This window comes from Streptomyces incarnatus (assembly GCF_001027185.1).
GTDB lineage: Bacteria > Actinomycetota > Actinomycetes > Streptomycetales > Streptomycetaceae > Streptomyces > Streptomyces puniciscabiei.
Window position 1 is genome coordinate 148,344 of record NZ_CP011498.1, and the last position, 12,646, is coordinate 160,989.

12 protein-coding genes and 1 pseudogene are annotated in these 12,646 nt (G+C 69.7%); 8 read left to right on the forward strand and 5 right to left on the reverse strand.

Features of this window, described 5'->3' with window-relative positions; translation table 11 throughout:
- The first annotated feature begins 74 nt into the window (after positions 1-74).
- The 7 genes from ABB07_RS39925 to ABB07_RS39955 all read left to right on the forward strand — a co-directional run bounded on the left by ABB07_RS39925 (position 75) and on the right by ABB07_RS39955 (position 5,349).
- Positions 75-593 (forward strand): hypothetical protein, encoded by a 519-nt coding sequence (locus tag ABB07_RS39925; protein ID WP_208903944.1) that lies wholly within the window; start codon positions 75-77, stop codon positions 591-593.
- Positions 594-677: 84 nt separating this feature from the next.
- Positions 678-1,520: a DUF4097 family beta strand repeat-containing protein gene (locus ABB07_RS39930; protein WP_208903945.1), complete on the forward strand. Its 843-nt coding sequence runs from the start codon at positions 678-680 to the stop codon at positions 1,518-1,520.
- A gap of 71 nt (positions 1,521-1,591) precedes the next feature.
- Positions 1,592-2,599: an ATP-binding cassette domain-containing protein gene (locus ABB07_RS39935; RefSeq protein WP_208903946.1), complete on the forward strand. Its 1,008-nt coding sequence runs from the start codon at positions 1,592-1,594 to the stop codon at positions 2,597-2,599.
- Positions 2,596-3,372 carry an ABC transporter permease gene (locus tag ABB07_RS39940; protein ID WP_208903910.1) on the forward strand — a complete coding sequence of 259 codons (777 nt, stop codon included), beginning with the start codon at positions 2,596-2,598 and terminating at the stop codon, positions 3,370-3,372. The genes ABB07_RS39935 and ABB07_RS39940 overlap by 4 nt, the downstream gene beginning before the upstream one ends.
- A 495-nt stretch (positions 3,373-3,867) precedes the next feature.
- The gene (locus ABB07_RS39945; RefSeq protein ID WP_208903947.1) at positions 3,868-4,632 is read left to right on the forward strand and encodes a GIY-YIG nuclease family protein; all 765 of its coding nucleotides are present in this window, start codon (positions 3,868-3,870) and stop codon (positions 4,630-4,632) included.
- Positions 4,633-4,768: 136 nt separating this feature from the next.
- Positions 4,769-4,966: a site-specific integrase gene (locus tag ABB07_RS39950; protein WP_208903948.1), complete on the forward strand. Its 198-nt coding sequence runs from the start codon at positions 4,769-4,771 to the stop codon at positions 4,964-4,966.
- Positions 4,930-5,349 (forward strand): site-specific integrase, encoded by a 420-nt coding sequence (locus tag ABB07_RS39955; RefSeq protein ID WP_244189851.1) that lies wholly within the window; start codon positions 4,930-4,932, stop codon positions 5,347-5,349. Before ABB07_RS39950 ends, ABB07_RS39955 begins: the two co-directional genes overlap by 37 nt.
- 50 nt (positions 5,350-5,399) lie before the next feature.
- Here the strand turns inward: ABB07_RS39955 and ABB07_RS39960 are convergent, their stop codons facing one another.
- From ABB07_RS39960 to ABB07_RS39970, 3 genes are all read right to left on the reverse strand, one after another.
- On the reverse strand, positions 5,400-7,988 hold the full coding sequence (locus tag ABB07_RS39960) for an FtsX-like permease family protein (protein WP_208903949.1): 2,589 nt from the start codon (positions 7,986-7,988) through the stop codon (positions 5,400-5,402).
- A complete protein-coding gene (locus tag ABB07_RS39965; RefSeq protein WP_208903950.1) occupies positions 7,985-8,707 on the reverse strand; it encodes an ABC transporter ATP-binding protein in 723 nt (240 codons plus the stop codon). The genes ABB07_RS39960 and ABB07_RS39965 overlap by 4 nt, the downstream gene beginning before the upstream one ends.
- Positions 8,708-8,790: 83 nt before the next feature.
- Positions 8,791-9,093 (reverse strand): hypothetical protein, encoded by a 303-nt coding sequence (locus ABB07_RS39970; protein WP_208903951.1) that lies wholly within the window; start codon positions 9,091-9,093, stop codon positions 8,791-8,793.
- Positions 9,094-9,730: 637 nt separating this feature from the next.
- Here ABB07_RS39970 and ABB07_RS39975 point away from each other — a divergent pair.
- A pseudogene (locus ABB07_RS39975) lies at positions 9,731-10,387 on the forward strand (IS5 family transposase).
- Between the two features lie 551 nt (positions 10,388-10,938).
- Here the strand turns inward: ABB07_RS39975 and ABB07_RS39980 are convergent.
- Both ABB07_RS39980 and ABB07_RS39985 read right to left on the reverse strand, forming a co-directional pair.
- On the reverse strand, positions 10,939-11,463 hold the full coding sequence (locus ABB07_RS39980; protein WP_208903952.1) for a hypothetical protein: 525 nt from the start codon (positions 11,461-11,463) through the stop codon (positions 10,939-10,941).
- A 351-nt stretch (positions 11,464-11,814) separates the two neighbouring features.
- Positions 11,815-12,567: a thioesterase II family protein gene (locus tag ABB07_RS39985; protein ID WP_208903953.1), complete on the reverse strand. Its 753-nt coding sequence runs from the start codon at positions 12,565-12,567 to the stop codon at positions 11,815-11,817.
- Positions 12,568-12,646 lie beyond the last annotated feature (79 nt).

The following is a 12,646-nucleotide window of genomic DNA, read 5'->3' on the forward strand; positions in this document are numbered from 1 at the left end:
CGACTCGCGGGAACGCCGCCGCGCGGCGCCATGAAGACTTGCATATGGCGCCATGATGCTGCCATGATGACGTCATGGACCTCACGCCGTATGTCGACACTCTCCGCCGCGAACTCGCGGTGGCCGCCGAGGCCGGCGGGGAAGACGCCCGCGAGCTGGCCGAGCGACTCACCGCTCCTCTGGAGTCGGCGACCCGGCTGACCCTGCTCAACGTGCTCTCCGCGGCGATGGACGAGATCACCCGCGAGCTCGCGCCCGGCTCGGTCGACGTGCGGCTGCGCGGGCTGGAGCCCGACTTCGTGGTGACACCGCCGCCCACCGACGGCGGCGCCATCGCGGAACCGGCCGCGCCCGCCGAGCCGTTCCCGGCCCCGGTCCCGGCCGAGGGCGACGAGGGCGGCACCGCCCGCGTCAATCTGCGTCTGCCCGCGCATCTCAAGGCTCGCGCCGAGCAGGCCGCGAGCCGTGAGGGCCTGTCGGTCAACGCCTGGCTGGTGCGGGCCGTGTCGGCCGCGGTCGAGGGCGGCGCCCGTCCGCGCACCCCGGAGAGGGCCCAGGCCGTCGGACAGAGCTACACGGGCTGGGTGCGCTAGCCGCGCGCCCGAGCCCGCGCCACTTCGCCCACACCACGTCCCACCAGCGGGGACGCCCTGAAGACTCATGAGGACGGGACAGCCATGCCTTCTTTCGACACTCCTGGAGCGATCTCGGTCACCGCGCGAGTGGAAGCCGGTTCCATCCAGTTCACCGCGGCCGAGCGGACCGACACGGTCGTCGAGGTACGCCCCCGTGACCCGAAGAAGAACCTGGACGTGCGCACGGCCGAGCAGACCGAGGTCACCTGCACGGGCGGTGTTCTCACCGTCAGGACGCCCAAGTCCAGCCTGTTCGGCCGCACCGGCGTCGTCGATGTGACGGTCGACCTGCCCGCCGGCTCGCGCATCGACATGACCGGTGCCTGGACCCAGGTGCTCGGCGAGGGCCGGCTCGGCGAGGTCCGGGTGAAGACCTCGTCGGGTGATGTGCGCTTCGACGCGACCGGTCCGCTGCACCTGACCGCGTCGCACGGCTCGATCACCGTGGACCGCGCCGAAGGCCCGGCCGAGATCACCACCAGCTCCGGCAGCCTGCGCGTCGGCCTCGTGGACGGCCCCGCCGTGCTGAAGAACTCCCACGGCACCACGACCGTCGGCGCCGTCACCGGCGAGCTGCGGGTCAGCGGCGCCAACGGCGACATCAGCATCGAGCGTGCCGAGGACTCGGTGACCGCCACCACCGCCCACGGCACCCTGCGCGTCGCCGAAGTGGCCCGTGGCAAGGTCCAGTTGGAGACCGCCTACGGCGCCATCGAGGTCGGCGTCCGCCAGGGCACGGCCGCCTGGCTCGACGTCAGCTCGGGCTCCGGCCAGGTACGCAACACCCTCACCACCTCCGACAGCCCGGAGAAGTCCGAGGACACCGTCGAGGTCCGCGCCCGCACCCGCCACGGCAACATCGACATCCGCCGCGCCAAGGCCTGAACCCCGGCCCCGTACGCCTCCATCCCCGTACGCACTTCACTTCCACTTCAGCCTTCGAACAGGAGGGCCCCATGCCTTCATCTGTCATGCCCACGCCCAGTCGGGCCGACGGCCACACGCCGCCCGCCGCCATCTCCGCCGCCGGGCTGCGCAAGTCCTACGGCGACAAGGTCGTGCTCGACGGCATCGACCTGGTGGTTCCGGCCGGTTCGGTGTTCTCCCTGCTGGGTCCGAACGGGGCCGGCAAGACCACCACGGTGCAGATCCTGTCCACCCTGATCTCCGCCGACGGCGGGCAGGCCCGAGTCGCGGGCCACGACCTCGCCACCGACGCGCAGGCGGTGCGGGCCGCGATCGGGGTGACCGGGCAGTTCTCCGCCGTGGACGGCCTGATCACCGGTGAGGAGAACATGCTCCTCATGGCGGACCTGCACCACCTGCCCAAGGCGGAGGGCCGACGGGTCACGGCCGAACTGCTGGAGCGCTTCGACCTGGTGGAGGCGGCGAAGAAGCCCGCCTCCACCTACTCCGGCGGCATGAAGCGCCGTCTGGACATCGCCATGACCCTGGTCGGCAGCCCCCGCATCATCTTCCTGGACGAGCCGACCACCGGCCTGGACCCCCGCTCCCGGCACACGATGTGGGGCATCATCCGCGAACTCGTCACCGGCGGCGTCACCGTCTTCCTCACCACCCAGTACCTCGAGGAAGCCGACCAACTGGCCGACCGCATCGCCGTCCTGAACAACGGCAAGATCGCCGCCGAGGGCACCGCGGACGAGCTCAAGCGGCTGGTCCCGGGCGGACACATCCGGCTCCGCTTCACCGACCCGACCGCCTACCAGAGCGCCGCATCCACGCTGCGCGGGGCCACCCGCGACGACGAGGCGCTGGCGGTGCAGATCCCCAGCGACGGCACCCAGCGCGAACTGCGCGCCGTCCTGGACTGGCTGGACTCGGCCGGGATCGAGGCGGACGAGCTGACCGTGCACACCCCCGACCTCGACGACGTCTTCTTCGCCCTCACCGGTGACGACGTGCCGACCCAGCCGAACCAGCCGAAGGAGGCTGCCCGATGAGCTCCCTGTCCCTCGCCGTGCGCGACACGAACACGATGCTGCGCCGCAACCTCCTGCACGCCCGGCGCTACCCGTCCCTCACCCTGAACCTGCTGCTCACCCCGGTCATGCTGCTGCTGCTGTTCGTCTACATCTTCGGCAACGCCATGAGCGGCGGCGCGGGCCGCGACGCCTACATCGCCTACATCGTCCCCGGCATCCTGCTGATGACCGTCGGCTCCACCACCATCGGCACCGCCGTGTCGGTCTCCACCGACATGAGCGAAGGCATCATCGCCCGCTTCCGCACCATGGCCATCCACCGCGGCTCCATCCTCATCGGCCACGTCATCGGCAGCGTCCTGCAGTCCGTCCTGAGCGTGGTCCTGGTCGGCGCCGTCGGCGTCGCCATCGGCTTCCGCTCCAGCGGCGCCGGCGTCCTGGACTGGCTCGCCGCCTTCGGACTCATCGTCCTGTTCGCCCTGGCGCTCACCTGGATCGCGGTCGGCATGGGCCTGGTCAGCCCCAACGCCGAAGCCGCCAGCAACAACGCCATGCCCCTGATCCTGCTGCCCCTGCTCTCCAGCGCCTTCGTCCCCCTGCACACCATGCCCGGCTGGTTCCAGCCCATCGCCCACTACCAGCCCTTCACCCCCACCATCGAAACCCTCCGCGGACTCCTCCTGGGCACCCACATCGGCAACAACGGGTGGATCGCCCTCGCCTGGAGCCTCGGCCTCGCCGCCCTCGGCTACCGCTGGGCCACCGCCAAGTTCAACCAGGACACCAAGTAACCCCGCCACCACACAGCCCACCCCGCCGAACCCGGCCGTGGGGACCATCCGTACAGCCTGAGAGGGACCGCGCGATGCTCGAGCGGATCTGGCACCCCGTCAGCAGGCTGGAGTTCTTCATCGATCACACCCGGCGCTGGGCGGTCGATGTGCGGGAGCATCTGGAGACGCTGGAGGAGGCCCGCACCAAGCCTTACGTGCTAGCGTCGACGGGGTCGGGCTGTTCGCCGGGACGGAGCCGGCGTACGTACGGTGCACCGACGAGAAGGTCTACCGGCTCCCGGAGGCACTGCGGGAGTGGGTGAGGACGGTGGTGGCGATGCACCTCGCCCACCGGCAGGCCGGTCATCCGTCCATGTTCCCGTGCCGGATCGAGTTCGGGATCCTCAACGGCGGGGCGTACGCCGAACTCCTGTGAGTCTGCCCGGGCATCGGGGCTGCCCTCGAGTGGGCGCCAATCGTCCCCTGTCAGTGCCGCATGGTAGGGAAACGGCCGTGAAACTCTCCGATGCCCCCGGCGCCCCGGGCCGCACCGCGCTGTACCGCTTGTATGACGCCGAGGACACCCTGCTGTACGTGGGCATAGCCGGCGACCCGCGCAGCCGTTGGGCTCAGCATGCCCGGGACAAGCGCGATACGTGGTGGCCGCAGGTCCATACGAGGGACGTCGAATGGTTCGACACCCGTGAGATGGCGGAGGAGGCGGAACTCGCGGCGATCCTCGCTGAGCGCCCACGCCACAACGCCGTGGGCAGCCTTCGGAACCGGCACGGCACCCGGGTCAGCAACGGCATGGCACGCAAGCGGCTGCTGGCGCAGCTCGCGGCCGAGAATCCTGTTACCTACCAGGTGGCCGCCCGGCGCCGCGCGGACCGCTGGTTCTTGGAGGTGCCGGACCTGCAAGGCATGCAGATCCAGGCGAAATCACTGACCGCTGCCGAGCGGGAGGTGCGTCAGCAGATCGCGGAGGCACACGACTGTGAGCCGGGCGCCTTCACCGTCCGGCTCCTCCTGCAGGGGCTGCCCGCGGAGGTGTGGGAGGCCCTACGAACGCTCAACGCGGCACAGCGTTCCGCAGAAGCCGCAGCGGAGGCCCGCGCGACGGCGATGGCACTGACCGTGAGAACGTTGCTGGAGCACTTCAGCCAGCGGGACGCCGGCCAGATCCTGCGGATGTCCTTCCAGCGGGTCCAGCAGTGGCGCGATGAGTCACCGACGGGCAACGAGTGGGAGCTGCCTCCCATCCCGTTCCGGGATTGACCCCGCTTCGCGGAGCGGTAGGAGTTGGTGGCAGCGGCAGGGCTGGATCGAGGGCGATCCGACGATCGGCATCGAGCGGCGGCCGGCGCCGCCGGACCGCACCAAGGCCCTCGCCGAGAACCAGATCGCAACCCTGTTGCGGCTGGACGTCTCCCTGCGGGAGAAGACCTTCTGGAAGATGCTGTACGAGTCCGCCGCCCGGGCCGATGAGGTCCTGTGCCTGAACGTCGAGGACCTGTCCCCGCAGGACAAGCGCGGCAAGATCACCGCCAGGGGCGGGGCGATCGAGTGGATCCATTGGCAGTCCGGCACCGCCAGCTCCTGCCCCGGCTGATTGCTCGCCGCACCCGTGGCCCGCTGTTCCTCACCGGCCGCAAGGCCCCGGCGGGGACGCCGACGCTCGACGTGTGCCCGGAGACCGGCCGGACCAGGCTCTCCTACCGCCGGGCCGAGGAGATCTTTGAGGAGAACACCCGGCTCCCGGCCAACCCGCTCGCCTCACCCGAGGACATCGAGGACCAGTCCGGCTGGACCCTGCACCGGCTGCGGCCCTCCGCGCTCGCGCACGACGCGGAGGGCGGAACCTCCACTCCGATGCTGCTGGCCCGCTCCCGCCACGCTTCTTTCCGCTCCCTGGAGCGGTACGCCCGCCCCGGAGCCGACGCGGTTGCCCGGCACGTCGCTTCCGCCGACCCGGCTGCCCGCCGCCGGAGCTGACGTGGAGGGCTTCGGCGTACGTCATGGCCACCCCACCGGCTCTGGGGCATTCATGCTTGTCGTTGGGCGCGTGCTGACCGTGGCACCAGGATGCCGCCCATGGCGGCGGCCGTGACGACGGCGGCGGCTACGGTCGCGGTCAGCCACCCGGCGGGGACGGAGATGGCAGTGCCCATTCCGGTGAGGAATGCGGCACAGGCGGCGAGACCCCAGAGTGTTCCGGCCACGGAGCTGACGAGGATCAGCAGGCTGGACATGGAGGAGGCCAGGCGTCGGCGCCATCCGGTGGTGGCGCCGACGGCGCCGAGCATCCGGTACTCGCCTTGCAGGTCGGAGGTCCACAGGCTGACCATCGCGGCGACGATGAGCATCGTGGTCAGCACGGAGACGGCTGCCACGACCGGCTGGAGTCGCTGGGCCGCACCGGCTGTCTGGGGGCCGGACTCGACCGAGACCTGGGAATCGGACTGCGCGTCCACGGGAAGCGCCCGCGTCACCTCTCGTTCGGTCGGCTTGGTGGGGGTACGGAGCAGGTAGGTTTCGGGTCCTACGGGAATGATCCCGGCTTTTCTGGCTCCTGCTGGGCTGATCAGGACTGCGGGCAGTGCCTGGTATTCATCGGTGTCGGCGTGCTTCGGGCGGATCAGCGGCAGGGTGAGGGTGTTCTCCAGGGTGAACCCGCGTGTCCCCCGGGCCATGGCCACCAGTGACACCTGGTCGGACAGCCCTGCGGGGGTGACGGCGACGGCGGCCCGGCCGCTCTCGTAGCGCCGGCGCTGTTCGTCCGTCAGCACACCGGTGAGCGTCTGTGCTCCCGCTGTGTCGGCGACGCCGACGGTGGGGAAGGGGATGTGTGACTTGGAGACTGCCGAACACGGCTGCCAGTCGTTGTGGCCGTACTTCAGCAGGCCCCTGGAGTCGATGCAGGACAGGAAATCCGTCCTGGGAGAGACAGGCACCTGTTTGCCGCCACGAGGAACCGCGGCCCGCTGATAGCCGGTGGACACCTCCGTAGCTCCGGTGGCGTCCTTCAGCGAGGACCGTTCGGCACTGGTCAAGGCACGGGAAGCCACGATCAGGGCGGCTTTGCCGGGCAGCGCGGGCTGGTAGTCGTCGCGCTGCTTCTGGGCTACTGAGGCAGAGGCGACCAGCACGGTGGAGGACACCGCGGCGACCACTCCCAGGGCGATGACGGTCGTGATGGCGCGTACCGGGAAGGCGAGAAGGGACCGTAGCGCGGACCGCAGCACCGCAGGCAGAGCCAGATAGTCGGTACCCGTCCGCCGGGACACCAGCGACGACACGGCCAGGGCCGTGGCTGTGATGCCGGCAGTGAAGACGACAACCCCCAGTACCGCCGTACCCGCTCCGGCATCGGTCGTCATCGCAGCGAGGCCCGCGACGGTGGCCAGGGCGAAAAGGCTGACCGTCGCCGTGCGCAGCCGCAGGCGCCGGGTGCTGTGCACGGGGGGGACCGCTTTGAGGAGCGCGGTGGGGTCCTCGCGCAGAGCCGTCCGTGCCGGCAGTGTCGAGGCGGCGACGGTGACCGCCACGGTGACGGCGACCAGGAGCAGTGAGGTGGGCCACGCGCCGTCCACCGGGCCCCAGTCCGCGCCCGCCCGCTCGGCCAGCACCGGCGCGACCAGGCGGGCGGCCGTCTGACCTGCGGCCACGCCTGCGAGCGAGCCGATGACCGCAACGCACAGTGCGTGGGTGCGGAAGAAGGCCGCCGTCACCTTCGCGGGCGCGCCGAGCGCGGCGAGCAGACCCATGTGGCGGCGCTGGCTGCGGACGACGACCGCGAAGGCGGCGGTCACCAGCAGAATGGTCTCGGCCAGCAGTCCGAGGCCGACGAGGAGCGCTGTCGAGTCTGTGCCCGAGCTTTCCTCCGCGATGGCGGCGGCCTGGCTGCGGGGGACGTAGGCGTAACCGGCGCTCTGCAGCTTTCCGGCCTCCGGTCGCGTCTTCCCGGAGGGGAGAGCGACGAACCAGCGAGGGCTTCCCATGTCCTTCGCCTGGGACAGCGAGGCCGAGGTCAGCGGGCCGCCGGGGGGCAGGGCGAACAGGCGGTGGTTCAGGTCGAACCGGTCGGAGACGAAGGCGGACACGGTGAGCGTGGTACGGCCGACCCGGAGGTGCCGGCCGGGTTCGGTGACGCCGATGGCACGCGCCAGGGCCGATGACAAAACGATGGTCCCGTCCTTGGCGGACGGGGTTCCCTTGTCGATGCGGTACAGGCCCCGGGTGAGCGGGTCGGCCAGGTCGACTGCGCGTCCGTCGACGGTGCTCTGCTGTCCGTCGGCTCCGCTGAGGGTGAGCTGGAGCACGTCGGTGTCGTATGTGACGCGGGCACCCGTGGGAAGCAGGGACTTCAGCTGGGCAGTGAGCCGCTGCTGGTCGGTGGCATCGCCCTTGCGCTGCCCGGACATGGTGGTGATCCGCCCGTCGGCTGTGCCGTAGGCGGCTGCGGTGGCCTCCGGCAGCGAGATACGGGCTGTGGCTGCCACGGCGGCGACCGCTGAACCGGCCGCGACCGGAAGGGCGATGGCCAGGCAGACCAGGAGAGTACGCAGACGGCTGCGGCTGGCCAGCCGCCAGCCCAGCACCCAGGCGAGGCGTCGATGCCGGTTACGGATCACGCGCCGCCCTCCACGATGTGGCCGTCCTGCAGGCGCACGACTCGGTCGGCCGCCTCAGTGACCTCGGGATTGTGCGTGGCGATCACGCAAGCGACGCCGCCGGCCGCGATGTCCCGCAGGAGTGAGATGACACGCTCACCGTTGGCGGTGTCCAGTGCGCCGGTGGGCTCGTCGGCCAGGACCAGCGGACGGTGGTCGGCGATGGCACGGGCGATGGCGACCCGTTGCTGTTCACCGCCGGATAACTGGTCGGGGAACTTCCGGGTGTGCTTGGGCACCCCGGTCCGTTCGAGCGCCTGGAGCGCCTGCCGGCGCGCCTCTTTGCGGTCCGTCCCGGACAGCTCCAGGGGCAGGCACACGTTCTCCAGGACCGTCATGGTGCGGATCAGGTTGTACTCCTGGAACACGTAGGCCACCAAGCCCGCACGGGTGCGGGCCAACTCGGCGGGCCCCATCCGCGTCAGCTCCTGACCGCTCAGAACGACAGTTCCGGAGGTGGGCTGCTCCAGCCCGCCGGAGACATTGAGCAGGGTGGACTTGCCCGAGCCGCTGTGACCCACCACCGCGGTCAGACTCGCAGCGTGGAACTCGACGGTCACGGCGTCCAGAGCCACATGCCGGGTGGCTCCGGTGCCGTAGACCTTGTGAACGCCTTCGAGCCGGAGGACCGGATCGTCCGGCCCTCCGGCTCCCGGCCGGGTGGAAACCGCGGTGCGCATCGTTCGGTGACAACCTCTCTCACGGGGCCTTCGGTTGCATACCCGCGGACCGTTCCGCGGCATCCACCCCTTCACTCAAGCGGTCAGGACGCGCGGGTCTCCAGGACGGCGCCGCGCATGCTGAACCAGCAGAAGCCGTTCTGCGCGTAGGTCCAGGAGCCGACCCACTTGGTGTAGATGTCCGGAGCCGCCTTGCAGTCGGCGCGGCCACGAGCCTGACCGCCCACGACATCGCCGCAGGAGATCCACACGCCGTCGTGGTTCTTGCCGTAGTCGCCCACGGCACAGTCCGCGTACACCGTGTTCGGACGAGCCTGCGCGGCCTGGGCCGGCACAGCCGCCACCACACTGGTGAGCGCGGCGGCGCTGATCCCGACCGCTGCCAACTTCCTTGCGAATCTGCCACGTGACACTGGCTGTTCCCCTAACCAAGTAGCGGATGAAGTGATGTCCAGTGGTGCGGCAGCAATGCAATCGCCAGCACACGGCCGGCAAAACCGTGGATCACGCCACTCGCAGCCCCGGCGCGCCGCCTGGCCTCATCGTAAGCACCGGTGGTATCGGCGCAGGTCATGACCTCTGTAACGGCTGGAATCGCACCACTCGGGCACAACTCACCTGCAGCGCAGCGGCAGTGTCTGCGGGGGCACTGGGTACCGATGGCCGAATGTGACAGGTGCTCCAGCGAAGCTGATCGATCGCGCCGCTGTGGGAACGTAGACCGACCTGCGGCTTGTGCAGTACCGCCAGTCGCGTAACACAGGCAGGAACCAATCATTCCCCGGATGGACGTTCGATCACTCGACGGTCGCCAGGTCAGGTCAAGACCGATGCGCTGGCCTGAACTACCCGCATCGGCAACCACTTCGCCCGCGCCTACGTCATCTCCACCACCTGACCGGCCCCCACCTCGGGGTGTCCGTCGCCGCCCTCCCCCCGTGGGGCGCGCCGGGGCCGTCCGCCGCCCGGGTGCCTGGCTCAGACGCAATTTCAGTTGGTGTGATCTTGCGGCAGCCTGGAGCGATGACTGCTGCGCTTGTCGAACGGATGGCGCCGGAAGAGCTGTGGGAGCTGTTGCAGCGGGTGGTGCCGCCAGCACCCGAACGCCCGCAGGGCGGAGGAGCCCCGTCGGTGAGGGAACCGTGAGGCGCTGGCGGCGATCATCTTCGTGGCCACCTCGGGATGCACCTGGAACCAGCTGCCCCCAGGCTTCGGACTGTCGGGAGTGACCGCCTTCCGCCGGTTCACCGAATGGTCCGAGGCCAGGGTGTGGGCCAGGCTTCACCGCCTGGCCCTGGACGAACTCGGTGCCCGCGGCGAGCCGGACTGGTCGCGATGCGCGATCGACTCCGTAAGCGTCCGGGCCCTCAAAGGGGGCAGCTGACGGGACCGAATCCGACCGACCGAGGCAAAGCCGGATCGAAAAACCACCTCATCGTTGACCGCCGCGGCCTGCCCCTCTCGGTCGGGATCTCCGCCGCGAACCTCCACCGCACAGCCCGCGAGGGCATCGACTCCTCCCAACGGCTGGGCCGGCACCGCTGGGTCGTGGAACGAACCATTTCCTGGCTGTCCGGCTGCCGACGCCTTCACCGCCGCTACGAGCGGAAGCCGGAAGACTTGCTCGCCTTCACTGCCATCGCCGCGACCCTCATACGCCACCGCGAGCTCACCAACTGAAATGACGTCTAAATGCGGGCTGACAACTCGGCGCACCTGGCCGAGTACGCACAACAGCGACGTCTTGCCTGCATCGAGCGCGTCCACGCCGTTCTGGACGCCCTGGAGCGCGACGGCGGAGCAGTGACTGTCGCCGGTGTCGCCGCCCGGGCAAGGGTCTCCCGCACCTTCCTCTGCGACGCTGCCCAAGCGCCACTGCTCGCCAGACTGCGAGACCTCGACGACAAGCAGCCCACCACGGGACGACCTGCTCTGCCCGATCAGCAGCGAATCACCACCAAGTCGCATGAGACAGTGGTGAGGTGGGAGCGTTACGGGAGGCCAACCGCAGGTTGCACGAGGAGAACGAACGGCTCCGCAACGAACTCGCGGTCGCGCTCGGACAGCTCCGCGACCTTCGCCGCGGCATCCCGGTCCAATGAGTACTTCTGACCCAGCGTGCGTGGACGAGGCACCATCGCCATGACGTTGTGCCCGCCCCAGAGCGCGGCGACGGGGGACGTGTCACGGTCAGCGTTGTGTCTGAGCGAGCAGCCGTGCCTGTTCGAGCTTCAGTGACTCGAAAGAGTTCCGTAGGTAGTCGTCCAACTCCCTACGCGGGAAATTGCCGGCGATCGACCATGATCGTCGACCTGGGCGGAGTCGAACCCGTCTTCCTGCCAGCGGGCGACAATGGGCTCATAGCAGGCCACATGCGCGCACAGGTCCTTCAGGGGCTCTGGGATGGTGTCCTCGCGCAGCAGGTCGGCATGGGAGACGACCGTCTCGACCATGCGCCGGTTGAGTGGCATGAAGACCGCGGACATCCACAAACGCCAGGTGGCGGCCTGCTCCGCGGTGACGGGGGCCAACGCAGCCCACACGTTCCCACCCCCGGCGACGAACTTGCGCCAGGCTCGGTCCACGGCCTCCGACTGCGCATAGAGTGGACCGTAAAGTTCGCTGAGCTGGCGGTTAACCCGATCCAGATGATCCTTGCGGCGCGCCAGACGCAGATTCGTCAGGTAGGTCGCCCCGTAACCGGCGGCCGCCACGAACACGGTGACCACCAAAGGGACCACAACACTCAGCTGCACGAGCTACAACGCTACCCATGGTTGAACAGGTATGTACGCGAAACCTCAGCCCTGGCCCGGTCATCGCCGCAGCCGTCGCTCCGCTCCACAAAGCTCGCCGATACCGTCCATTCCAGGACCTCACCACCGTGCACAGTACAGACGAAGATCGGCAGCGAGGTGAGAGCCGACTTGGCTGACACTGCAAGTGAGGCAAACGTCTAGGTCAGAACACCATTCGAACCACCGATACTGGCTGTTCCGTTGGTCCACACGGCCGGAACCCACCCCGGACCAAGGCGGCGCACCCCGGCACCACGCCGGAGTGCGCCGCCTCGTTCACGTTGCCGGTCGCCGTCGTCCCGACGGTCGTCACGCGGCCTCGGACGGTGCCGAGGCCAGGACCAGGGCGCGGCGGATGTCGTCCTGGATCCGCCCGGCGACCTCCGGGAGCCGGTCCTGGAAGTAGAAGTGGCCGCCGTCGAACAGACGCAGGCCGAGGAAGTGCTGGGAGGCGGCCGCCCAGCCGTCCAGCCGGTGCGGCGGCGCCACGTGGTCATGGGTGCCGCCGAAGACGGAGAGCGGCACCGGCAGCGGCGCGGTGAGGGGCTGCGTACGCCAGGTCTCGCTGATGCGCAGGTCCGCGCGGATGGTCGGCGCGAACAGCTCCCACAGCTCGTCGTGGTCCAGGACCGAGGACGACGTACCGCCCATCGCCGCCAGCTCCCGGCGCAGTTCCGCGTCGGACAGCAGATGCCGGCGCGCGGGGTCCCCCTCGGGGTGCAGCGTGCCGCGTGCGGACACACCGAGCCAGACCGGCGGTGTGCGCCCGAGGTCGATGAGCCGGCGGGTCAGTTCGTAGGCGACGAGCCCGCCCATGCTGTGCCCGAAGAACGCGAACCGGCCCGTCAGCCGGGTGTCCAGCTCGTGCAGGAAGTACTCCAGCAGGGCACCGGTGTCGCCCAGCGGGAGCCGTTCGTCGCGGGGCCCGCGGCCCGGTGCGTCGGGGATCCGCACGTCCCAGCCGGCCGGGAAGCAGGCCGGCCAGTCGCGGTACATCAGATGCGAACCACCGGAGTGGTGGAAAACGAACAGACGCAGCTGAGGCTCTTCGGCCTTGCGCATGGCGACTCCATCGACGAGGCACTCCGGCGTCCGGCCCCATGACCCGGATCCCGGACGAGGGCGGGGGAGGTTCGGACGA

Bases quoted from the DNA above. Each gene is read 5' to 3' on its own strand.
- ABB07_RS39940 (WP_208903910.1), top strand. From the start codon at position 2,596: ATGAGCTCCCTGTCCCTCGCCGTGCGCGACACGAACACGATGCTGCGC.
- ABB07_RS39935 (WP_208903946.1), top strand. From the start codon at position 1,592: ATGCCTTCATCTGTCATGCCCACGCCCAGTCGGGCCGACGGCCACACG.
- ABB07_RS39985 (WP_208903953.1), bottom strand. From the start codon at position 12,567: ATGCGCAAGGCCGAAGAGCCTCAGCTGCGTCTGTTCGTTTTCCACCAC.
- ABB07_RS39930 (WP_208903945.1), top strand. From the start codon at position 678: ATGCCTTCTTTCGACACTCCTGGAGCGATCTCGGTCACCGCGCGAGTG.
- ABB07_RS39925 (WP_208903944.1), top strand. From the start codon at position 75: ATGGACCTCACGCCGTATGTCGACACTCTCCGCCGCGAACTCGCGGTG.
- ABB07_RS39965 (WP_208903950.1), bottom strand. From the start codon at position 8,707: ATGCGCACCGCGGTTTCCACCCGGCCGGGAGCCGGAGGGCCGGACGAT.